The sequence below is a fragment of the Mesoflavibacter sp. SCSIO 43206 genome (genome assembly GCF_019904215.1).
Lineage (GTDB): Bacteria > Bacteroidota > Bacteroidia > Flavobacteriales > Flavobacteriaceae > Mesoflavibacter > Mesoflavibacter zeaxanthinifaciens.
In genome coordinates, this window is record NZ_CP063201.1 from 975,094 (window position 1) to 995,879 (window position 20,786).

Below are 20,786 nucleotides of genomic sequence, written 5' to 3' on the forward strand. Positions count from 1 at the left end.
TAAGAATGAAACACATTAAAACACAAATTACTTTTTGTCTGCTACTAATTACATCACTAGCATTTGCACAAAAAGATCTTTATAAGGAAAAGGTTCATATTAAAGGCGAAGACACGCTTAAGTACCGCATTATGTATCCTGAAAATTTTTCAGAAGACAAACAATATCCTGTTGTATTATTTCTTCATGGTGCTGGCGAACGTGGAAATGATAACCAAAGACAGTTAGCACACGGAAGTAAATTATTTGCAGACAAAACCAATCGTGGTGCATTTCCTGCAATAGTAATTTTTCCGCAATGTCCAAAAGATAGTTACTGGTCTAATGCAGATGTAGATCGGTCATCTTTTCCAATAAAATTAGTGTTTCCTAAAGATAAAGAAGCTACAAAACCAATGCAATTGGTTATAGATTTAATGCAAGAAGTTACCAGCAAAGACTATGTAAATACAGACAAAGTTTATGTTGGCGGATTATCTATGGGAGGAATGGGAACATTCGAAATTCTATCAAGACAACCAGACATGTTCGCTGCTGCTATCGCTATTTGCGGTGATGGTAATGCCGAACTAACTAAAAACTACGCAACAAAAGTAGATTTATGGGTTTTTCATGGTGCAAATGATGATGTTGTAGACCCAAAAGGTTCAATAAAAATGGTTAATGCTATTCTAGAAAATGGCGGAAAACCGAATTTCACTTTGTACTCAGATGCAAATCACAACAGTTGGGATCCTGCTTTTGCAGAACCTGAATTATTAACATGGCTTTTCTCTAAATCAAAAAAATAAATAATGACAACGCTTAAACTTACTAACATAAAATCCCTAGCAATAGGTTTTGGGTTATTAACTGCTATATCATGCAATACCAATAGCAATAAAACAACATCGTCAAAAAGCGATAACCCTTATCAAACTAAAGTAGATTCCATTATCGGGTTAATGACTTTAGATGAAAAAATTGGTCAATTAAACCTTCCTGCTACAGGTCCAATTACAACAGGTGCTTCAAAAAGTACTGATGTTGTAAAAAAGATTGAAGACGGAAAAATTGGTGGTCTTTTCAATATTAAAGATCCAAAAAATATTTATGAAGTTCAGAAAATTGCAGTTGAAAAAAGCCGACTTGGTATTCCACTTATTTTCGGAATGGATGTAATTCACGGTTTTAAAACCACATTCCCAATTCCGTTAGGTTTATCTGCCTCTTGGGATATGGACATGATTGAAAAAACAGCACAAATCGCAGCTAATGAGGCAAGTGCAAACGGTATCAACTGGACCTTTTCGCCAATGGTAGACATTTCTCGCGATCCACGTTGGGGACGCGTTTCCGAAGGAAATGGTGAAGATCCGTTTTTAGGTAGTGCTATTGCTCGCGCTATGGTTCGTGGTTATCAGCAAGATAATATGGCTGCAAATAATACCTTAATGTCTTGTGTAAAACACTTTGCATTATATGGTGCGCCAGAAGCAGGTAGAGATTACAATACGGTAGATATGAGCCGTATTCGTATGTATAACGAATATTTAGCGCCTTACAAAGCTGCTGTAGACGAAGGTGTTGGCTCTGTAATGGCATCCTTTAACGAGATTGATGGTGTTCCTGCAACTGGAAACAAATGGTTGTTAACCGATTTACTTCGTGATGATTGGGGATTTGATGGTTTTGTAGTGTCTGATTATACTGGTATTTACGAAATGCGTGCACACGGAATGGGTGATGAATACGATGTAACGTCACTAGCATTAAAAGCTGGATTAGATATGGATATGGCTGGTGATTCGCCAAATATTAAAGCCTCTTTTACCCATGCTTTAAAAGGTGCGTTAGACCAAGGTAAAATTTCAATGGAAGATATTGATACTGCTGTAGCACGTGTGTTAACCGCAAAATATCAATTAGGTTTATTTGACAATCCTTACAAATATTGCAGTGAAGAGCGTGCTAAAAACGAAACTTACACACAAGAAAATAGAGATTATGCACGTCTTGTTGGTGCAGAATCTTCAGTGTTATTAAAAAATGATAATCAGCTTTTACCATTAAAAAAATCTGGTACTATTGCTGTTATTGGTCCGTTAGCTAAAGCTAATAGTAATATGGCTGGTACTTGGTCTGTATCTACAGATCATCAAAGTTCTATTTCAGTTTGGGACGGTTTACAACAAACCGTTGGTAACGATGTTAATTTGTTATATGCAAAAGGAAGTAATGTAGATTACGATTTAGATTTAGAAAAACGCGTTACAATGTTCGGTAAAGATATCCCAAGAGATGGAAGAACCGATCAGCAAATGCTTGATGAGGCTCTAGCAATCGCTAAAAAATCTGATGTTATTGTAGCTACTATTGGTGAATCTGCTGAGTTTAGTGGCGAAAGTAGTAGTCGTACAGATTTAGGTATTCCGCAAGTTCAAAAAGATTTATTACAAGCCTTATTAAAAACAGGAAAACCGGTTGTTTTAGTACTGTTTACAGGTAGACCTTTAACGTTAGTTGAAGAGAATGAAACTGTTCCTGCGATCCTTAATGTTTGGTTCCCTGGTAGCGAAGCTGGTTTATCCATTTCAGATGTGTTGTTTGGTGATGTTAACCCTTCAGGAAAATTAACAGCAACATTCCCAAGAAATGTTGGTCAAGTTCCGTTATTCTACAATCATAAAAATACAGGTCGCCCATTAGGAAACGACGAAGGTCATTTTGAAAAATTCAAAACCAATTATTTAGATGTTCGTAACGAGCCTTTATATCCTTTTGGTTACGGATTAAGCTACACTACCTTTGAGTATGGTGATATTAAACTAGATAAAACATCAATGTCTCAAAACGACATAATTAATGTTTCTATAGATATTACAAATACTGGTGATTACGACGGAAAAGAAGTAGCTCAATTATACATAAGAGACTTAGTTGGTAGTGTAACAAGACCTGTAAAAGAGCTTAAAGGCTTCCAAAAAGTATTTATTAAAAAGGGTGAAACTGTAACAGTTACTTTTGAAATTTCGGTTGAAGACTTAAAATTCTACAACTCTAATTTAGATTTTGTTGCAGAACCTGGTGAATTCCAAGTTGCTATCGGAACAAACTCTGATGTTGCTTTAAAAAAATCATTCAAACTTTTAGATTAATAGCTAATTATTATGCCACACATAAAATATAAGACGTTTTCCCTAGTTTTAATGGCGTGTGTGGCTTCCCTTTTTTTAAGTTACGCACAATCTAAAATCATCAATTCGGGTTGGCAATTTTCTGAAGATAAAACCCATTGGCAAACCGTAAATATTCCACATACGTGGAATGATAAAGATGCTTTTGATGACGAGTCTGGTTACCGTCGTGGCTTAGGCTATTACAAAAAGCAAATCTATGTGTCTTCTCAAGATAAAGACCAGATTTTCTATCTAAAATTTAACGCTGTAAATCAGGAAGCGACTGTTTTTATTAATGGAAAAAAAGCAACCAATCACAAAGGTGGTTACACAGCGTTTAATGTTGAAATTACGTCGCTTTTAAACTTTGATGCTTATAATTTAATTGAAATTGAAGTCGATAATTCTCACAATGACAACATTCCGCCTCTTGATGCAGATTTTACATTCTATGGAGGTATCTATCGCGATGTGGAATTGATTAAAGTCCCAAAACAGCATTTTAGTTTAAAGGATTTTGCATCCGATGGTTTTTATGTCAATTATTACAACGTTTCCAACGACAAAGCTAGTGTAAAAGTTGATATATTGATAGATAATTTTGAAATCAAAACCGATGCGCATTTATATCTTGAAATTTTTGATGCTGAAGGAAATCGTGTTAGAGAAGAACATCAAGGATTAACTTTAAAATCCAATAAAACTGAAACTGTAAAGGTCAAGTTTCCTGAAATTAAAAACCCAAAATTATGGTCGCCAAACAATCCGTATTTATACAAATTACAGCTAACCTTAAGTGATAAAAACGGAACTATTTTAGACCAAAAACAATCTAATTTAGGCTTTCGTTGGGCAACTGTAGATCCTGAAAAAGGCTTTTTTCTTAACGGAAAACCAATAAAATTAGTTGGTGTTAATCGTCATCAAGATTATAAAGATTATGGTAATGCCGTACCAATAGAATTACAAAAACAAGATATTCATCTCATTAAAAATATGGGTGCAAATGTGATACGGTTTGCACATTATCCACATGCTAGAGAATTATACAAACTTTGTGACGAACTTGGGATTTTGGTATGGACTGAAATACCGATAGTAAATAAAGTGACCGATTCTGAAACCTTTTTTGAGGTCTCAAATACAATGCAAAACGAGCACATCAAACAATATTACAATTACCCAAGTGTAGTAATGTTTGGTTATATGAATGAAATTTTTCTGCGTTTAGCATTCGATAAAAAGTCGTCTGATAAAGAAAAAGAAGCTCTAAAAACAACGACTTTAAAACTCGCCAACCAGCTAGAAGATTTAACCCGAAAATTGACACCTAACCACATTACAGTTATGGCTGGTCATTTAAACGAAGTTTATAACGATACTGGCATAGCAGATTTACCAATGCTGTTTGGTTGGAATCTATACTTCGGTTGGTATGATGCACAGATTGAAGATTTAGGTAAATTCTTAGATCAACAACATCAACGTTATCCAAAGCGCTCGTTATTGTTGTCTGAATATGGTCCTGGCGCTGATGTTAGAATTTTTACCAAAACACCCAAAAAGTTCGACTTTTCCACCAATTATCAAGCAAAACTGCATCAATCGTATTACAAACAGATTACAGACAGACCGTTTATGACAGGAATGACAGCTTGGAATTTTGCCGATTTTGGTTCAGAATTTCGTGCTGATGCCATTCCGCACGTCAACCAAAAAGGACTTGTGCAATACGACCGAACACCAAAAGACATTTACTATTGGTACAAATCGGTTTTAGATAATAAAAAACCATTCATACATATCTCAACAGATTATTTAAAGCAACTAACGGTTTTAGAAAATGAAACTGTTCCTATCCAAATATATTCTAATCAAAATGACGTCAATATCAATTTGAATGGTCACAATTTAGGTGTTTTTAAAGTTGAAAACGGTGTTGTTTCTATTGATATGTCTTTCAAAAATGGAAATAATTCTATTAGAGTTTCAACAGAAACTATTTCCGAAGAAAAAACAATAAAAGTTAATCGTATTGAAGTTTTTGATTTTAAAAACTTCAAACGTTTCGGTATCAATTTAGGTGCGCATTTCAACTTTTATGATAAAGCACAAAACATCACATTTGTACCAGACCAAGCGTATAAAAAAGAATGGTTTGGATATAAAAATGGTTCAGCTTTTGGGATGACCAAAGATAAAAATCAAGGTTTGCCACATAATATTAAAAACACAGGTGCAGAGCCATTATTTCAAACCTTATTAGAAGGTTGTACTGAATATCAACTAGACGTTCCTGAAGGCAACTATAAGGTGAAATTATACTTCGTAGAACCACAAATTAAGCCAACTGAAAATATTTATAACCTCTCAGAAGAAACATCAGAAAGTAATAAGACACAGCGCATTTTTGATGTGTATATTAACGATATACTAATCCAAAAACAATTGAATTTAGCCCAAGCCTATCCAGAGAAATATGGTGTAACACTTCAGGCAAATATTCAAACAAAAAATGGACTAACTTTAAAACTCAACGCTATTGAAGGGTTGCCTGTTATTAGCGGCATTTTAATTGAAAAACTAGACTAAATGAAATTAGTAATAAACGTATTTATTTTCTTTTTTGTGTTAACAATTTCGGCACAAAACAAAACGACTTACACCTACTCGATAAAAGGAAAAGACACATTAAAGCTAGACGTTTACACACCAGAAAACATCAAAAAAACAGACACGTTACCTGTATTGCTTTGGATGCATGGTGGCGGATTTTCAGGTGGTCATAGAGAATACATAGATGATGAAAATTTAGTTAAATATGCAGCGAAAGAGCAGAATTACATTGGTATTTCCATTTCGTACCGTTTGCTAAGAAAAGGTACAAAAACAGGTTTTGGTTGCGATTGTAGTAAGGACGAAAAGCTTGAGACCTTTAAACAAGCTGCTATCGATTATATGGATGCTGCAAAATATGTGGTTGAACACGCTAATGAACTTCAAATTGATACTACAAAAATCATTGCTGGTGGTAGTAGTGCTGGTGCTGAAGGCATTCTAAATGCAGTTTTTATGCGCGAGTATTTTATAGATAATGTCGAAGCGTATAGCGATGTTAAATTCGCTGGCGCTTTTTCTTGCGCTGGTGCTATTGTAGATGCAAGTTATATGACGCCAGAAAACGCTGTGCCAACTGTGTTGTATCACGGTACAAAAGACCAATTGGTACCTTACGGAAATGCGCCACACCATTATTGCGCACCAACAAAAGACGGTTATATAATGCTAGATGGTTCTAAAATTATTGCTGATAAATTAGAGGAATTTGAAACGTCTTTCTATTTCAATATTGTGAAAGAAGCACGTCATGAAATTTCCAGAATTCCTTATGAAGAATTAGATATTGTGTTCAACTTTTTTGAGCGTACAGTAATTAACGATGAAATCATTCAAACTAAAATTATAAAAACGAAAAAGTAATGCATTTTTTGAATACGTTTAAAATCGTCAGTTCGAGTATTTCGACCCAAAAGTCGAAATGTATCGAGAACAAGAGTATAGGAAACTCTCTTTTTTTATTATTAGCTTTTGTACTGATGGTTTTAGGTTGCAAAGAAAACAGGTCAGAAGCTGTCAATACAGATGTAACTGAAAACTCAAAACGACCAAACATCATTTACATTATGGCAGACGACCATGCTGCACAAGCCATTAGCGCGTATGGTCATCCTATTGGTCAACTGGCACCAACACCAAACATTGATAGATTGGCAAAAAACGGTGCAATTTTCAAAAATAACTTTTGTACCAATTCCATTTGCGGACCAAGTCGTGCTGTAGTGTTAACCGGGAAACATAGTCACGTCAATGGATTTAGAATGAATGGCGACCGTTTTGATGGTTCACAACAAACGCTTCCAAAATTACTAAAAGAAGCAGGTTACAACACAGCAATTGTGGGTAAATGGCATTTGCACGGTTATCCTGAAGGTTTTGATCACTGGAATATTTTAAACGATCAAGGAAACTATTACAATCCGCAGTTTATTAAGATTCAAGATACCGTTCACATCAACAGAAAACACATTGATACCACTGCACATTGGACAACTAAATTACCAGATACCACTGTGGTTAAAGGCTATGCAACCGACTTAATTACGGATTACGCAATTGACTATATAGATGAAAAGAAAAACAGCGACCAGCCTTTCTTTTTAATGGTACATCACAAAGCGCCACATCGTAATTGGATGCCAGCGTTGCGTCATGTTAATAAGTACGATTCGGTACAATTTCCGTTACCTGATACGTATTTTACAAAGCACGAAAATTCAACAGCATCAAAAGAGCAGTTACAGACTATCTATCGTGATATGTACGAAGGTCACGACCTTAAAATGACCAAAGAAAAAGGCAGTCCAGAATTGGCTTGGAATCCTTGGAAAACTGATTTTGAACGAATGACACCAGAGCAACGTGCAGCTTGGGATAAAGCCTATCAACCAAAAAATGATGCCTTCCACGATGCTAATTTATCAGGTAAAGCATTAGCAGAATGGAAAGGACAACGTTATCTGCAAGAATATTTATCAACAATAGCTTCGGTAGATGAAGGTATTGGGAAGATTTTAGATTATATAGATGCTAACGGTTTAACCGAAAATACCATTGTTGTGTACACATCAGACCAAGGATTTTATTTAGGCGAAAAAGGATGGTTTGATAAGCGATTTATGTATGAAGAATCTTTAAAAATGCCATTATTAATTCAATATCCTGAAAAAATTAAACCAGGAACTGTTGTTGAAGGCTTAACGCAAAACCTCGACTTTGCTGAAACCTTTTTAGATTTTGCAAATGTTGATATTCCTAGTGATATGCAAGGAAAATCATTTGCAGGTTTATTAGATGGTACTGAAAACAATGAAGATTTTAGAGATGCGGTTTACTACCATTATTACGATTATCCAGCATTCCATATGGTAAAAAAGATGTATGGTATACGTACCAATCGTTATAAATTAATTCACGTGTATGATGATATTGATGAGTGGGAATTATATGATTTACAAACCGACCCAAAAGAGTTAACTAATCTTATCAATGACGAAAATTATGACGAGATTGAAACCAAACTAAGAACACGTTTAGCCGAATTACAAGAACAATATAAAGTTACCGAGAAAGAATTTGAAAAGGCGCCAAAGCAACGTGTAGATAATGCTTACAAGCAATTTGAAAGATTAAGAGGTAACACAGGATCAAAATATCATCATCATTAAAATGAAACATCTCTGATTAATCTCAAGTCACTTAGTGAACATATTAATAAGATGTTCCATCTGACGATTGAAAAACAATAAAAATTAACAGATGAAATTAAAACATAGCATACAACTCGCATTCGTAATTATAGCAACGGTATCTTGTAAACAAAAGCAAGAAAATACTATTGTTATAGAAGATAATAAAACTGAAACAACAACAATAGACACCACGCAAACCTACATCAATCCGTTAGATATTGATTATACCTATATGGTTTACAATTCTGCCAGAAATCAATCTTACCGTTCTGGTGCTGATCCTGCGGTGATTGAATTTAAAGGCGAATATTATATGTTCGTAACACGTTCATTTGGGTATTGGCATTCCAAAGATTTAGTGAACTGGAAATTTATAAAACCGCAACAATGGTTTTTTGAAGGTAGCAATGCGCCAACAGCTTTCAATTATAAAGATTCGCTAGTTTATTTTGCTGGTGATCCTGCTGGTTACGGAAGTATTTTATATACCGATGATCCTAAAAAAGGATTATGGACACCAACAGCTTCCATTTCAAACAATATTCAAGATTCCGAATTATTTATTGATGATGACGGTAAGTCGTATTTGTATTGGGGAAGTTCTAACGTGCATCCTATTCGTGTAAAAATGCTGAATAAAGATGACCGTTTCTTAGAAACTGGTGTTAGAGAAGAATTGATAAATTTAGATGAAGAAAAGCACGGTTGGGAACGATTTGGCGAAAACAATTTTCATCCAACTTTAAAAGAAGGTTATATGGAAGGCGCGTCAATGACCAAGCACAACGGGAAATATTACTTGCAATACGCTGCACCAGGTACACAATTTAATGTTTACGCAGATGGTGTGTATGTTGGCGATTCGCCACTTGGACCTTTCTCCTATATGAAAAATAATCCGATGAGTTTTAAACCAGGCGGATTTACCAATGGTGCAGGACACGGTATTACAGTAAAGCAAACCAACGGTCAATACTGGCATTTTGCGACGATGGCATTGGCATCTAACGCGCAATGGGAACGTCGTTTATGTATGTTTCCTACCTATTTTGATGAAGACGGTTTAATGTACAGCAACACATCGTACGGCGATTATCCGCGTTATGGTGCTAATCATCCAACAAAAGCCGGACAACATAACGGTTGGATGTTATTATCGTATAAAGGCAATGTAACTGTATCGTCTTCGCTTCAACAAATAATGAAATTTACGTCTAATGATGATGAAGTTGAAGTCAAAGAAATCCCAACAGAAACCAATGCTGAAGGACAAATAACTTCAAAAGTTTTAACCGACGAAAACCCAAAAACCTTTTGGGTTGCCGAAGCTAATGACGATAAACAATGGATTACAATTGAATTGTTAAATGAAGGAACTGTACACGCTATTCAGTTAAATTACCACGATCACGAATCAGGAATTTACACACGTGTTGAAGGATTAAAACATCAATTTACTATTGAAACTTCTGAAGATGGAAAAAACTGGAAGACGGTTGTAGATAGAAGTAAATCTGAGATTGACGCACCAAATGCCTATCTTGTTTTAGATAAACCTGTAAAAGCAAAATACGTTAGATATAACAATATAAAAGTACCAGGAAATAACTTCGCGATGTCAGAAGTTAGAGTCTTTGGATTAGGTTTAGGCGAAACACCAAGCAAAGTGTCAAATTTTAAAATTAATCGTGAAAAAGACCGTAGAGACATTTCATTCTCTTGGGATAAAGTTGAAGGCGCGCAAGGGTATAACATACGTTGGGGAATTGCACCAGACAAACTCTACCAATCTTGGCAAGTTTACGATACTAATTCTCATTTTATGCGCTGTTTAGATAGAGATACACCTTATTATTTTACCATAGAAGCATATAATGAAAATGGTATTTCGGAACAAACTGAAACTATTTATGTAGAATAAAGATGAAAAAATTTATAACACTTTTAGTTGTTTTAACTTCATTTTCGGTCTTATCTCAAGACTTGAAAATAATGAGTTACAACATCAAATTAGATTATCCAAAAGAAGGTAAAAACAGTTGGACAAACCGTAAGCCATTCATGGTGAATCAAATCAAATTTTACGAACCAGATGTTTTAGGTGTGCAAGAAGCTATGCCCAATCAAATGAAATATATGGATAGCCTATTGACAGATTATAGTTTTGTTGGTGTTGGTAGAGATGATGGTAAAAATGAAGGCGAATTTTCTGCAATTTTTTATAAAAATAAGGAGTTGAAAGTGCTTCAATCGTCAACTTTTTGGTTGTCCCAAACTCCAGACAAAGTAAGTATGGGTTGGGATGCCGTTTGTAACCGTGTTTGTACTTATGCTTTATTTCAACATAAAAAGACAAAAGAAACATTTTGGGTATTTAATACGCATTTTGATCATGTAGGTGAAGTTGCTAGACTAGAAAGCGCGGCATTAATTCTTGAGAAGATAAACACATTAAACACAAAAAACTATCCAGTTTTATTAATGGGAGATTTTAACTTAGAACCTGATAGTAAACCTATACAAACAATCACATCTATTTTAGATGATAGTAAAAATATTGCCAAATTAGCATTTGGACCAGAAGGTACTTTTAATGGATTTAATTTTGATAAAACTGTTAAAAGAAGGATAGATTATATTTTTGTAACAAAATCATCTATTTTAGTAAAAAAATATGCAGTTTTAAGTGATAATTGGGATTTAAAATATCCTTCAGACCATTTACCTGTTTTTATTACTTTTCAGTTTTTAAAAAAAGATACTAACTAACACTAATAGATTAAAATGAATAAAAAAATTTTCTTATTACTAATCACAATAGTTTCTGCTTTAGGTGGATTACTATTTGGTTATGACACAGGAGTTATTAATGGCGCACAATTTTACTTAAGTAAGTATTTTGAATTAGATGCAGCTATGAAAGGTTGGGTCGTTGGTAGTGCACTTTTAGGTTGTTTTGTAGGAGCAATTGTAGCTGGACCTTTAAGTATTAAACTAGGACGTAAGTATTCTTTGATTATCTCTGCAATACTATTTACAATTTCTGCATGGGGATCAGGTTTACCTTCATTTTTTGAAGAATCTGTAACCTTATTAGTTATTTTTAGAATTATTGGAGGTTTAGGTATTGGTATCGCATCTATGAATGCACCTATGTATATTGCAGAAATAGCACCAAGTAACATTAGAGGTAAAATGGTTACTTATTACCAATTAGCCATAGTTGTTGGTTTTTTTGTAGTGTTTTTAGCAACCTATTTTATTGGAAATAATTTAACAGAATCTGAAAATATAGATTTTGGTTGGCGACGTATGTTTTGGTCAGAATTAATCCCTAGTGGTTTATTTTTAATACTATTATTCTTTGTACCTAAAAGCCCTCGTTGGTTAGCATTAAAAGGAAATGATAGTGCTGCGTTACAAATTTTAAGTAAAATACATGGTGTAGAAGAAGCTAAAAAAGAAATTGTTGAAATAAAAAATTCTTTTGAAAAAACTGAAAACAAGGTAAAAGTTAATTATTTTTCTAAAGGGATTTTAGCTATAATAGTTATTGGTACAGCATTATCTGTCTTACAACAATTTACAGGTATTAACGCTGTATTATACTATGGTGCAGATATTTTTGAAAAGGCTTTAGGATTTGGTAAAGAAGATGTTTTAGCTCAACAAATATTATTAGCATTTGTAAATCTTGTATTCACCTTTATCGCTATGTTTACAGTAGATAAGTTTGGTAGAAAACCTTTATTATATATTGGTTCTATTGGTATGATATTAGGATTTTTACTTTTAGGAGTATCTTTACAGCAAGGTGCAGTAGGCTTTATATCTTTATTAGGAGTTTTAATTTTTATTGGCTCTTTTGCTATGTCTATGGGTCCAATTGTATGGGTTATTTTATCTGAAATGTTTCCTAATAAAATCCGTAGTGTAGCTATGTCTGTTGCTGTAGCAGCACAATGGGCTGCAAATTATTTAGTCTCTCAATCATTCCCTATGGTGATGGAAAGTGAAGCTAACAATAGCGCTCCTTGGAATGGATCAATGCCATACTTTATATTTATCGCGTTTATCCTAGTGATTATATTTTTAACTTATAAATTTATACCAGAGACTAAAGGAAAATCTTTAGAAGAAATTGAAGAATTCTGGAAAGAATAATAACAATAAAAAAGGCTCGCTTTAAGCGAGCCTTTTTTATTTGATATAATATCTAAATCTTATTTGCTGAGCATTAATAACTCGTTACATATTACTTCTGTAACATAACGTTTATTACCTTCTTTATCTTCCCAAGTACGGTTAGTTAATTTACCTTCTATAGCTATTTCTTGACCTTTAGTAACGTACTCTTCAACTACTTTTACTAAACCGTTTTTAACAACTATATTGTGCCAATACGCACGTTCTACTTTGTTACCATTTTTGTCTTTGTAGCTATCATCTGTTGCAAGACTAAATTTAGCCATTTTGTTTCCGTCGTTAAAGGTTACAATTTCTGGATCTTGTCCTAATCTACCAATCAACTGTACTTTGTTTTTTAATGCGTTCATAATTTTAATTTTTAATGTTAAACAGTTAATACTATCGAGTTCTTATGTTTCGACAGTGCAAAGATCAGACAGCTTGCAAATTTTATTCGGTTGTTACCTATTTAATGTCGAATGTAATCGTTTGTTGTCGTTTGTAAATGTTTTTTATTTGAAGCAAAAAAGCTACTTTTACCAGTAATGAAAAGACTTTTAAGCTACTTCTACCCGATTACTAAAAAAATAAAATCTAAGTATAGCGATACTTTAGAAATTACTTGGTACAACGGAAAAAAGCATTTAAATACTAAAAATGCTAACTATTCTTACGGTAGTTTACAGCAAATTTTGAAATTTGGATTAAAGCAAATCCAACTAAAAACCGTAGAGAATATTTTGGTTTTAGGTCTTGGTGGCGGAAGTGTTATTGAAACATTACGAAAAGATTTCAACTATAAAAAACAGATATACGGAGTAGATATTGATCCTGTAATTATTGATTTAGCTAAAGAAGAATTCAGTTTAAAAACAGATCAAAACCTTAAGATAATTTGTCAAGATGCTGTTCAGTTTTTAAATGAAAATAAATTACTTTTTGACCTCATCATCTTAGATATTTTTATTGATACCGAAGTGCCAAACTTTGTTTTAGCAAACAATTTTTGGTCAGCAATTTTAAAAACTGCATCGGTTAAAAACCAAATTATTTTTAATGCTGCTTTACATCAAAATAACGACCAGAAGTTAGCTGGCATTATTTCATTTTTAAATCAAAACAAGTACAAAACTGAAACTTTAAATAAAGTAAATGGCACCAATACGTTATTAATTGCCCAACGTAATCATTTGTAAACGAATAATTTTTGTACCTTAATCTCTTTAATTTCATTGTTATGAAACAACTTGCTATTATCATTTGTTTATTCTTTGTTTCGTTTACATACGCGCAGAACAACACTTTAAAATTTACTGAAAATTCAGTGTCACCAGAAACTAAATTAAGCGATGTGTCTTGGATTGCTGGTCACTGGAAAGGTGAAGCTTTTGGAGGCATTACAGAAGAAACTTGGAGTCCGCCATTAGGAGATTCAATGATGTTTTCTTTCAAATTAGTTGTAGATCAAAAAGTTGTTTTTTATGAAATAGGTGGCATTAGAGAAGTAGACAATACCTTACTTTTTCAACTAAAACATTTTGGAGCCGATTTTAAAGGCTGGGAAGAAAAAGACGAAACTGTTGATGCTAAATTGGTAAAAATTGAAGGTAATCGTGTGTATTTTGATCAATTTACTTTTGAAAAAATAAGCGATAACGAAATAAATATTTACGTCGTTATTGAAAATGAAGATGACGTTGATGAAGTGAAATTTAATTACAAAAAATAAATGACCTTTAATATAGAAACCGAGCGTTTACTACTTCGCGAAATGCGTGACGAAGATCTTGATGGCTTATTTACTTTAGACAGTAATCCAAACGTACATAAATATTTAGGTAATAGACCAATAAAGACAAAAGCTGAAGCGCAAAAGGTTATAGACAGTGTAAAACAACAATATAAAGAACGTGGCATTGGCAGATTTACGGTCATAGAAAAAGCTACGGGTAATTATGTGGGTTGGTCTGGTTTACGACTTAACACCGAATATAATATGAATGGCTTCACAACATATTATGACATTGGCTACCGTTTAATTGAAGACTATTGGGGAAAAGGCTACGCTACCGAATCTGGTAAAGCTGCTGCTAAATTTGCGTTTGAAGTTTTAAATTTAAAACGTCTTTATGCTACAACGCACATAGATAATCAAGCATCACACAATGCGTTATTAAAAATTGGTTTACATTATTTAAACGATTTTTATTTTTCGCCAGAAAAAATGACTTTACGTTGGTATAAAATTAATAATCCAAAACTATGAGTAAAACCTGTCCAGAATGTGGCGACAAAATAGTTGGAAGAATTGATAAAAAATTCTGTTCTGATGGTTGTCGCAATGCTTACAACAACAAATTAAATAAAGACGGAAAAAATCTAATTAGAAATATAAATAATCGCTTACGTAAAAATTGGCGTATTTTAGAAGCTTTAAATCCAGATCAAAAAACAAAAACTACACGTACAAAATTGATAGAAAAAGGATTTGATTTTAATTACTTTACTAGCATTTACACCACCAAAGCAGGAACAATCTATTACTTTGTGTACGATCAAGGCTATTTACCTTTAGACAATGATTTTTACGCACTTGTAAAACGACAATAATATGAAATACACATTACTCTTTTTAGCGTTAATAATACTTAGCTGTAATAACAAAAATCAAAAAACTGATACTGAACAAATAGTAAAACCTATTACTATTGACACAAAAAAAGCAGATTACTTATATACTTTTGCTTACACTTGTATTGATCAAGAGTATCCAAACAAATTAGGTCAAGTTTTAGGAGACAGTACGTATTTAAAAACACCTAAAGAGTTACATCCTACTTTTTATGGTTGTTTTGACTGGCATAGTGCTGTACATGGACATTGGACACTAGTTAACATACTTAACACGTACCCAGATTTTAAAGAAAAAGATGAAATTATAAAAAAACTACAAGCAACCATTTCTAAAGAAAATGTTTTAAAAGAAATTGAATACTTTGATGATGTACATAACAAAACTTTTGAGCGTACTTACGGTTGGGCTTGGCTATTAAAATTAGCTAAAAGCTTAAAAGAATCTAATATTCCTGAGTTAAAAGCATTAGATAAAAACTTAGAACCTTTAACCCAATTAATCGAAAGTAAGTGTATTGAATTTTTTAAGAAATTAAATTATCCAATCCGTGTAGGAGAACATCCAAATACTGCTTTTGGAATGAGCTTTGCTTTAGATTATGCTGAAAATTACAGTCCAGAATTAGCAAAAGTCATTAAAGAAAGAGCTAAAATATTCTATCAAAATGATAAAGGTTGTCCCATAAATTGGGAACCTGGCGGATTTGATTTTTTATCACCATGCTTAGAAGAAGCTACTTTAATGTTAAAAGTATTACCTAAAGATGACTACTTAACATGGTTGGATCAATTTTTACCTGGGTTTAGAACACAACCATCGCAATACATATCTCCTGTTGAAGTTGTAGATAAGACGGATGGTAAAATGGCACATTTAGATGGTTTAAACTTTAGTAGAACGTGGTGTTTATACCAAATAGGAAAAGCACTAGATAACAATAAAATGATTACGTTAGCTAATACGCATTTTAATGATAGTTATTCAAAAATGGATACTGGCGAATATGCTGGCGCACATTGGTTAGCTTCTTTTGCATTGCATGCTTTAAAAGTTGGCAAATAATTGTAACTAACATCTATAAAACGCTACTTATACAGTACAATTAAACGCTTTTAATTATCGTAATGGAAAAATCTATCATAATCATCTCTATTGTTTCTGTTGTTGCTATAATTATTTTTTTAATCTACTATTTTAATCCAAAGACCATTATTTTACGTCGGCTTAAAAAATTACGTTTTAGTAAAATAGGTAGTTTACAAAATCATCATTATTCTAAAGTTGAAGGCAATGCACTTAACGTTAACCAACCTTTAATTGCTCCTTTAAGTCAACGCGAATGTGTGTTTTATCAAATTGTTATTGAAAAGAAAGTTAATAGCGGAAAAAACTCACATTGGAAAACTATTGTTGATGAGGAGAAAATTCAAGATTTTTTTGTGGAGCAAACAGGAGAAAGATTATTAATTTTCCCGAAGCAAAATCCTAAAAATTATTACGCCTATTTGGTGTCTGATAAGAAAGCAAATTCCGGAACATTTAATGATCCAACACCAGAGTTTCAGTCGCTTTTAAATAATTATGGCATAGAATCTACCGGATTTTTTGGTTTCAACAAACAATTACGTTACCGCGAATCTATTATAGAAGTTGGCGAACGTATTACTGTTGCTGGCTACGTAAAATGGGTAGAGTTAGAACAGCCTGTTTCAGACTACAACTATTCTCGTGTAGCAACATTAGTGGCTAAAGACAAAAACAAGATTTTAATCACAGATGCTACAGAAGCTTTAAAACCAAAACACGGTCGTTAAGGTTTCCAGTTATGTCCTTTTAATTGCATAGCCGCTTTTAGAATATCTTTTTGGCTTATTTGTCCAATTAATTTACCATCTTCAATAATAGGAAAACGTCTGCGTTTAGCACTTAAAAACTTATTGGCAGCATCAAAAATATTTAGGTTACCATCAATGGTTTCAACATTTTTTACCATATGGTTTTCTACATGACTATCTTGGGTTGGTGAGTTGTAGTATCTACTTTCACTAATTTGTTTAATACAATCACCTTCAGAGATAATTCCTATTAATTCATTGTTTTCATTCACAACTGGTCCACCTGAAATTTTGTGTTTAATTAAAATTTCTACAACTTCTTCAACACTTTGTGTAGGTTTAAAAGTAATTAAATCTTTAGTCATGTAATCTTTAACCTGTAAAGAGGTATCATCTACTTGCTGTTGTCCTTTTCTAGAACCTTCAAAACTTTTAATTCCCATAATTTTTTAATTTTCGGTTTAACTAAAGTTACTTATTTTCAATCACTTATCCTAAAATATTTATACACGCAATTATTTCTTACTTTTATACTGCAAACCAAAACCTTCAAAATGTTTAAAAAACTAATTGCTATTCTTGTATTGTGCTTAGCTGTATATTTAAGCTTCGATGCACTTCTTCCTAATAAAATTTCAAACTTAGACACGCCATTATCACAATTCTCTACAGATAGAGCTTTGGTGCATTTAGCAGAAATTTCTAAAGCACCTCATTACACAGGAAATAAAGAGAATGCACGTGTTAGACATTATATTATTTCTGAACTTGAAAAACTAGGTTTAACTACAGAAACTCAGGAAGGTTTTACTAACAGTCAATGGAACAACTTTACAAAACCTGTCAATATTTTAGCACGAATTAAAGGCAAAAGTAACAGCAAAGCTTTAATGCTGTTAACGCATTATGATAGTAACCCGCATTCGTCCATTGGTGCAAGTGATGCTGGTTCTGGCGTGGTTACCATTTTAGAAGGTTTGCGTGCGTATTTAGCTGAAGGAAACACGCCTAAAAACGATATTATTGTTTGTATTACAGATGCTGAAGAACTAGGTCTAAATGGTGCCGAATTATTTGTAAATAAACACCCTTGGGCAAAAGATGTTGGTTTAGTTTTAAACTTTGAAGCTAGAGGAAGCGGCGGACCAAGTTATATGCTTATTGAAACTAATGGCGGAAATGCTAGTTTAATGAAAGAATTTGTGGCTGCAAATCCAGAATATCCAGTAGCCAATAGTTTAGCGTATAGTATTTACAAAATGCTGCCAAACGATACAGATTTGACTGTTTTTAGACGTGATGGCGATATTGAAGGTTTTAATTTTGCCTTTATCGATGATCATTTTGATTACCACACCGCTAATGATAATTACCAGCGTTTAGACCGAAATACATTAGAGCATCAAGGCACGTATTTGATGCCTTTATTAAAACATTTTAGCCAAGCTAATCTAACCAACTTAAAAAGCACTGAAGATTATATCTATTTTAATGTTCCTTTTTTTAAGACAGTTACTTACCCTTTTAGTTGGATTATACCAATGTTAGTTATTGCTTTTGTAGCTTTTATTGCATTATTAATTTATGGATTTAAACAACGACAATTAAAAGGAAAAGAGATTGGCAAAGGTTTTATTGCCTTTTTATTAAGCTTACTAATTTCTGGACTTGTTGGATTTTTTGGATGGAAATTAATTTTAACCATCTACCCAGAATACAACGAAATTTTACACGGTTTTACCTATAACGGTCATACCTACATATGGTTTTTTGTAGTACTAACATTAGCCATTAGTTTTTACGTTTACGGTAAAGTTTACAAGACAAATAATGTAAGCAGTTTACTTATTGCTCCACTATTCTTTTGGTTAATAATTTGTGCTTTAACAGCTTTTGGTCTAAAAGGTGCAAGCTATTTTATTATCCCAGTATATTTTGGGTTAATAGCACTTTTTGTTTTAATAAGACAACAAAAACCTAACCCTATTATATTGGCGTTTTTATGCATACCTGTGTTATTTATTATGTCGCCATTAATAATAATGTTTCCTGTTGGCTTAGGGCTAAAAATCTTATTTGTCACTGCTATCTTATTGGTACTTATTTTTGGACTTTGTCTACCTGTTTTTGGATTTTTAAAACATAAAAAAAAATGGAGTTATTGCTTTTTTACTTTAGCAATTATTAGCTTTTTTATGGCGCATTTCAATTCGCAGTTTACAGAGGATTCACCAAAACCAAATAGTTTAGTTTACGCGTTAGATGCTGATAAAAATACTGCTGTTTGGGCAACGTATGATAAGATTTTAGATACGTATACGACTAATTTTTTAGGTGAAAACCCAGAAGAAGCTAAAGCTTTTGGCAATAATACGTTTGGTAGTAAATACGGTACAGGTTTTAGTTATTCTAAATCTGCACCAATAAAAAATATACCTCAACCAAAGATTGAAATTTCTAACGATACTATAATTGGTAATTTGCGATCATATAACATTTGTATTATTCCACAAAGACATGTGCAACGTATAGAATTGTTTTCTGACACCACAAATGTGTTTAAAAGTTTTAAAATAAATGGTGTTAAGATTGAAAATAAAACTGAAGAAGATTCTGCTGTGTTTAACAATAGAAAAAGTAATAGATTATTCTGTTATTATGTAACAAATGACGAGCCTTTAGAGTTAGAAATTTCTGTGCCAAAAAATCAACAAACAAGCATAGAGCTTTATGAAGCATCTAATGATTTATTAGACAATGAATTATTTAGTATTCCTAAACGATCAAAAGATATGATCCCAAAACCTTTTGTGCTTAATGACGCTATTATTGTTAAAAAGACAATTAGCTTAGAATAATTAACGCTTATTTCACTTATTTTAAGACCACTAAGCAAAATATTTTTTTAGTTTTGAGCCACAAAAATTTTTAACAAAATGAAACACATAATTTATTTATCTATTTTTTGCTTTAGCCTTAGTCTTACTGCTCAAAATAATGACGCTTTAATAAAGCATTACGAAGCGTATTACCAACAAATGCAAATGCAAGGTGACGTACAAGGTATTATTAATGCAATGACGCATTTAAACGTTTTAAAACCATCTGAAGCAAGAAAAGATACTTTAGCTTACATCTATCTTCAAAACAATAAATTTTCGCAAGCTTTAAATACCATTGGAATTGACAATAAAGATTCTGATTCTGATATTGCAATAGAAGTAAAAGCTGTAGCACTAAAAAACTTAGGTGAATTTGAAAGAGCAATTCCTTTTTACACTAAAATTTATAACAAAACAAAAAATGCTTTAGTGGCTTATGAAATTGCAGAACTTAACCTTAACATTAATAATCTAACACAAGCTAAAGCCTATATTAATTTAGGTATGCCTGGTATAAAAGAAAAACAAGGAAAAACCTACTACGAAACACAACAACCTTACACTGTACCTTTAAAAGCTGCTTTTACCTATCTAGATGCATTAGTAAAATACAATCAAGATAAAGTAGCAAATATAGATTTAGCTATTAAAAAATTAGATGAAGCTTTAGCTTTAGCACCTAATTTTAATATGGCTAGTTTAGCTAAAAATGCTTTAATGCAACAAAAAACACCAAAAACAACTACTGAAACTAAAGAGTAGTTTTAAGTTGAAATTAT

18 protein-coding genes are annotated in these 20,786 nt (G+C 32.7%); 16 read left to right on the forward strand and 2 right to left on the reverse strand.

The features are described 5' to 3' along the window. Window positions 1-5: 5 nt before the first annotated feature. The 8 genes from INR78_RS04665 (at window position 6) to INR78_RS04700 (ending at window position 12,631) form a co-directional block, all read left to right on the forward strand. Window positions 6-791 carry a prolyl oligopeptidase family serine peptidase gene (locus INR78_RS04665; protein WP_223077673.1) on the forward strand — a complete coding sequence of 262 codons (786 nt, stop codon included), beginning with the start codon at window positions 6-8 and terminating at the stop codon, window positions 789-791. Between the two features lie 3 nt (window positions 792-794). Continuing rightward, entirely contained in the window at window positions 795-3,137 is a 2,343-nt protein-coding gene (gene bglX, locus INR78_RS04670) for a beta-glucosidase BglX (RefSeq protein ID WP_223077674.1), read from the forward strand. Between the two features lie 60 nt (window positions 3,138-3,197). Continuing rightward, window positions 3,198-5,750: a glycoside hydrolase family 2 TIM barrel-domain containing protein gene (locus INR78_RS04675; protein WP_223077675.1), complete on the forward strand. Its 2,553-nt coding sequence runs from the start codon at window positions 3,198-3,200 to the stop codon at window positions 5,748-5,750. After that, window positions 5,751-6,638 carry an alpha/beta hydrolase gene (locus INR78_RS04680; RefSeq protein WP_223077676.1) on the forward strand — a complete coding sequence of 296 codons (888 nt, stop codon included), beginning with the start codon at window positions 5,751-5,753 and terminating at the stop codon, window positions 6,636-6,638. 116 nt (window positions 6,639-6,754) lie between these two features. Beyond that, complete coding sequence (locus tag INR78_RS04685; RefSeq protein WP_223077677.1) at window positions 6,755-8,443, forward strand: sulfatase; 1,689 nt, start codon at window positions 6,755-6,757, stop codon at window positions 8,441-8,443. 91 nt (window positions 8,444-8,534) lie between these two features. Then, complete coding sequence (locus tag INR78_RS04690) at window positions 8,535-10,388, forward strand: family 43 glycosylhydrolase (protein WP_223077678.1); 1,854 nt, start codon at window positions 8,535-8,537, stop codon at window positions 10,386-10,388. A 2-nt stretch (window positions 10,389-10,390) separates the two neighbouring features. After that, window positions 10,391-11,236, forward strand: coding sequence for an endonuclease/exonuclease/phosphatase family protein (locus tag INR78_RS04695; RefSeq protein WP_223077679.1), 846 nt, complete (start codon window positions 10,391-10,393; stop codon window positions 11,234-11,236). A gap of 15 nt (window positions 11,237-11,251) precedes the next feature. Further along, window positions 11,252-12,631, forward strand: coding sequence for a sugar porter family MFS transporter (locus tag INR78_RS04700; RefSeq protein ID WP_223077680.1), 1,380 nt, complete (start codon window positions 11,252-11,254; stop codon window positions 12,629-12,631). A 59-nt stretch (window positions 12,632-12,690) separates the two neighbouring features. On the opposite strand, the gene INR78_RS04705 is transcribed toward INR78_RS04700, so the two are convergent. Next, the gene (locus INR78_RS04705; protein ID WP_223077681.1) at window positions 12,691-13,023 is read right to left on the reverse strand and encodes a single-stranded DNA-binding protein; all 333 of its coding nucleotides are present in this window, start codon (window positions 13,021-13,023) and stop codon (window positions 12,691-12,693) included. Between the two features lie 177 nt (window positions 13,024-13,200). Here INR78_RS04705 and INR78_RS04710 point away from each other — a divergent pair, with 177 nt between their 5' ends. From INR78_RS04710 to INR78_RS04735, 6 genes are all read left to right on the forward strand, one after another. After that, entirely contained in the window at window positions 13,201-13,851 is a 651-nt protein-coding gene (locus INR78_RS04710; RefSeq protein WP_223077682.1) for a fused MFS/spermidine synthase, read from the forward strand. 41 nt (window positions 13,852-13,892) lie between these two features. Beyond that, window positions 13,893-14,384, forward strand: a complete 492-nt coding sequence (locus tag INR78_RS04715; protein ID WP_223077683.1) for a DUF6265 family protein — start codon at window positions 13,893-13,895, stop codon at window positions 14,382-14,384. After that, the gene (locus INR78_RS04720; RefSeq protein WP_223077684.1) at window positions 14,385-14,921 is read left to right on the forward strand and encodes a GNAT family N-acetyltransferase; all 537 of its coding nucleotides are present in this window, start codon (window positions 14,385-14,387) and stop codon (window positions 14,919-14,921) included. It begins immediately after the preceding gene. Next, entirely contained in the window at window positions 14,918-15,265 is a 348-nt protein-coding gene (locus tag INR78_RS04725) for a hypothetical protein (protein WP_027879173.1), read from the forward strand. The genes INR78_RS04720 and INR78_RS04725 overlap by 4 nt, the downstream gene beginning before the upstream one ends. Window position 15,266: 1 nt before the next feature. Then, window positions 15,267-16,352: a DUF2891 domain-containing protein gene (locus INR78_RS04730; RefSeq protein ID WP_223077685.1), complete on the forward strand. Its 1,086-nt coding sequence runs from the start codon at window positions 15,267-15,269 to the stop codon at window positions 16,350-16,352. A 62-nt stretch (window positions 16,353-16,414) separates the two neighbouring features. After that, window positions 16,415-17,104 carry a hypothetical protein gene (locus INR78_RS04735; RefSeq protein ID WP_223077686.1) on the forward strand — a complete coding sequence of 230 codons (690 nt, stop codon included), beginning with the start codon at window positions 16,415-16,417 and terminating at the stop codon, window positions 17,102-17,104. Here INR78_RS04735 and INR78_RS04740 read toward each other — a convergent pair. Beyond that, on the reverse strand, window positions 17,101-17,568 hold the full coding sequence (locus tag INR78_RS04740) for a CBS domain-containing protein (RefSeq protein ID WP_027879176.1): 468 nt from the start codon (window positions 17,566-17,568) through the stop codon (window positions 17,101-17,103). The two genes, INR78_RS04735 and INR78_RS04740, sit on opposite strands and share 4 nt — an antisense overlap. Before the next feature lie 111 nt (window positions 17,569-17,679). On the opposite strand from INR78_RS04740, the gene INR78_RS04745 reads away from it, so the two are divergent. Then, complete coding sequence (locus tag INR78_RS04745) at window positions 17,680-19,983, forward strand: M28 family peptidase (protein WP_223077687.1); 2,304 nt, start codon at window positions 17,680-17,682, stop codon at window positions 19,981-19,983. Window positions 19,984-20,061: 78 nt separating this feature from the next. Continuing rightward, complete coding sequence (locus INR78_RS04750; protein WP_223077688.1) at window positions 20,062-20,769, forward strand: hypothetical protein; 708 nt, start codon at window positions 20,062-20,064, stop codon at window positions 20,767-20,769. The last annotated feature ends 17 nt before the right edge of the window (window positions 20,770-20,786 follow it).

Coding starts and splice junctions, on each gene's coding strand:
- INR78_RS04665 (WP_223077673.1), top strand. CDS start 6: ATGAAACACATTAAAACACAAATTACTTTTTGTCTGCTACTAATTACA.
- bglX (WP_223077674.1), top strand. CDS start 795: ATGACAACGCTTAAACTTACTAACATAAAATCCCTAGCAATAGGTTTT.
- INR78_RS04680 (WP_223077676.1), top strand. CDS start 5,751: ATGAAATTAGTAATAAACGTATTTATTTTCTTTTTTGTGTTAACAATT.
- INR78_RS04685 (WP_223077677.1), top strand. CDS start 6,755: ATGGTTTTAGGTTGCAAAGAAAACAGGTCAGAAGCTGTCAATACAGAT.
- INR78_RS04690 (WP_223077678.1), top strand. CDS start 8,535: ATGAAATTAAAACATAGCATACAACTCGCATTCGTAATTATAGCAACG.
- INR78_RS04695 (WP_223077679.1), top strand. CDS start 10,391: ATGAAAAAATTTATAACACTTTTAGTTGTTTTAACTTCATTTTCGGTC.
- INR78_RS04700 (WP_223077680.1), top strand. CDS start 11,252: ATGAATAAAAAAATTTTCTTATTACTAATCACAATAGTTTCTGCTTTA.
- INR78_RS04705 (WP_223077681.1), bottom strand. CDS start 13,023: ATGAACGCATTAAAAAACAAAGTACAGTTGATTGGTAGATTAGGACAA.
- INR78_RS04710 (WP_223077682.1), top strand. CDS start 13,201: ATGAAAAGACTTTTAAGCTACTTCTACCCGATTACTAAAAAAATAAAA.
- INR78_RS04715 (WP_223077683.1), top strand. CDS start 13,893: ATGAAACAACTTGCTATTATCATTTGTTTATTCTTTGTTTCGTTTACA.
- INR78_RS04720 (WP_223077684.1), top strand. CDS start 14,385: ATGACCTTTAATATAGAAACCGAGCGTTTACTACTTCGCGAAATGCGT.
- INR78_RS04725 (WP_027879173.1), top strand. CDS start 14,918: ATGAGTAAAACCTGTCCAGAATGTGGCGACAAAATAGTTGGAAGAATT.
- INR78_RS04730 (WP_223077685.1), top strand. CDS start 15,267: ATGAAATACACATTACTCTTTTTAGCGTTAATAATACTTAGCTGTAAT.
- INR78_RS04735 (WP_223077686.1), top strand. CDS start 16,415: ATGGAAAAATCTATCATAATCATCTCTATTGTTTCTGTTGTTGCTATA.
- INR78_RS04740 (WP_027879176.1), bottom strand. CDS start 17,568: ATGGGAATTAAAAGTTTTGAAGGTTCTAGAAAAGGACAACAGCAAGTA.
- INR78_RS04745 (WP_223077687.1), top strand. CDS start 17,680: ATGTTTAAAAAACTAATTGCTATTCTTGTATTGTGCTTAGCTGTATAT.
- INR78_RS04750 (WP_223077688.1), top strand. CDS start 20,062: ATGAAACACATAATTTATTTATCTATTTTTTGCTTTAGCCTTAGTCTT.